Raw genomic sequence first — 1,972 nt, 5'->3', positions numbered from 1 at the left:
CGTCAAGCGCACCGGCGTGGCTCGCAATCCGCTGCGAGCCGGCGAGAAACTCGAAATCCGCGTCGACCAGCAGTTGCGCGACATGCAGAAGAATCGCCGGCTGGTTCGATCATTCTTCGAAGCACCTTCTGTCGCCTATATTTTTGACTGCTGAGTAAGAGGGGACATCATGCTCAATAGGCGCACCTTCCTGATCGCACCTGCAGCGCTCTTGCCAGGCGCGTTCACGGCGACAGCTTCGCTGGCCCAGCCGGCCAATAAGGCGACGAAGATGTTCGTCGGCTTCGCGCCGGGCGGTGGTACCGACGCGTTAGCGCGCGCGCTGGCCGAGGCGATCCGACCTGCGTTTCCGGGCGGCATCTTTGTCGAGAGCAAACTAGGTGCCTCGGGCAGACTGGCTGTGCAGGCCACCCGAACTGCCGATCTCGACGGCAGCGCGCTGCTGTTCACGCCTGATTTCGCGCTGACGGTCTATCCGCACAGCTTCAAGAAGTTGGGGTACGACCCCATCAAAGATCTGACGCCAGTGGCAGTCTGCGCCCGATCCGGCTATGCCTTTTGCGCGGGTCCTGCAGTGCCCGCGTCAGTGAAGAACATGCGCGAATATGTCGAGTGGGTCAAGGCCAATCCGCAATCGGGATCATATGGATCGTCGGGCGCTGGAACGACGCTGCATTTCGCCGGCATCATGCTTGAGAAAGCCACCGGCCTGACTTTGACGCACGTGCCCTACAAGGGCGGGGCGCTGTCGATGACGGATGTGATGGGCGGACAGATCCCTGTGAGCATCAATGCGGTGGGCGAGGCCTTACCGCACTACCAGGCCGGCAAGCTTAGAGTGCTGGGCACCTTTGGCGCCGTGCGCAGCCCCTTCATGCCCGAGGTCCCCACCATGGTGGGGTCCGGCTACAGGGACGTGGTGTCCGAAGCTTGGCTCGCCGTGTTGATGCCCCCCAAATCGCCGCCAGCGCTGGTGGCCCATGTCGCGGAAGTCCTGAACAAGGCGACCTCATCGCCCGAATTGCGCGAGCGCTTTGCCAAGTTCGGGATGGAACCAGCGACGAGTTCGCCGAGTGCGCTGGCCGGTCTGATTGTGGCCGATACCCGGCGTTGGGAGCCAATCATCAAGTCCAGTGGTTTCACCGCTGATGAATGAATGGCGCGCTAGGGGCGCGCTGGCATGCCTGGCAGGCACAGCGCCTGGTCGTCCGCTGCTTCAGGCAGGAGAGGTCCGCGCCGGAACACGCCGCTCGCGCGCATGACTATTTGTCCATCCGCCTGGATCAGACCCTGCGAGAAGACGAGATTCCGCGTGACCCGGAGAATTTCGGCCTGCCCCTGGATCCAACTTCCCAGGGGCGCGCCGGCCAGGAAGTCCGCTTGTAGGCTGATCGTGGGGAGGAACTGACGCGGGATGTCCGTCTGGTACTGCGCCGCGGTCGAGATCAGGATGTCCGCGAAAGTGCAAAGCATGCCACCGTGGCAGTTTTGGCCAGGGTTGACGTGTCCAAGGCCAACGCGGAAGCCCAGCTGCAATCGATCGCCGTACCAGCGCGCGAACAGCGGCCCGTTCACACTGGCGAACGTACCGCCCAACTCAACGGACTCGAACCCGGGAGGAGGTGGGAGGGGAGACGATATTTGGGTCATGCTCGTCAAGCTGCCCTTCGAATGGAGCTCCAGGCTTCCTGCAGGGCCGCGCGGTGCTCGGGTGCGGCGATGCCGATCAGGGCCTCGGCCCGTGCATCCAACGACAAGCCGCGGAGTTCGGCTACGCCATGCTCTGTGACCACGGCGTCTGCTTGGTAGCGAGGCACCGTGCACAGGCTCTGGTCTCCCAGCACTGGCACGATGCGCGAGACCGTGCCCTTGCGTGCCGTCGCACCGAGGCAGATGAGAAGCCGTCCCCCGGGCGAGGCAATTGCACCCTGCGCGAAAGCAGGCAGCCCGCCCGAACCGGCCTGGATCATCC

At 63.8% G+C, this 1,972-nt stretch carries 3 protein-coding genes and 1 pseudogene; 2 read left to right on the top strand and 2 right to left on the bottom strand.

The features are described from left to right. Together AC1DY5_RS53395 and AC1DY5_RS53390 are read left to right on the top strand one after the other, a co-directional pair. Positions 1-154 (top strand): annotated as a pseudogene (locus AC1DY5_RS53395) (IS630 family transposase); the annotation flags it as partial. 15 nt (positions 155-169) lie between these two features. Continuing rightward, complete coding sequence (locus AC1DY5_RS53390) at positions 170-1,156, top strand: tripartite tricarboxylate transporter substrate-binding protein (protein ID WP_478122312.1); 987 nt, start codon at positions 170-172, stop codon at positions 1,154-1,156. 8 nt (positions 1,157-1,164) lie between these two features. On the opposite strand, the gene AC1DY5_RS53385 is transcribed toward AC1DY5_RS53390, so the two are convergent. Further along, positions 1,165-1,596, bottom strand: a complete 432-nt coding sequence (locus AC1DY5_RS53385) for a PaaI family thioesterase (RefSeq protein ID WP_478122311.1) — start codon at positions 1,594-1,596, stop codon at positions 1,165-1,167. A 59-nt stretch (positions 1,597-1,655) separates the two neighbouring features. Beyond that, positions 1,656-1,972, bottom strand: a 317-nt coding sequence (locus tag AC1DY5_RS53380) for an acetyl-CoA hydrolase/transferase C-terminal domain-containing protein (RefSeq protein WP_478122310.1), incomplete at its 5' end; no start/stop codon positions are given.

The sequence above is a fragment of the Variovorax sp. P4_D9 genome (genome assembly GCF_056401695.1).
Note: the sequence above shows the minus strand (reverse complement) of the source record. Positions and strands in the feature narration are given on the sequence as shown.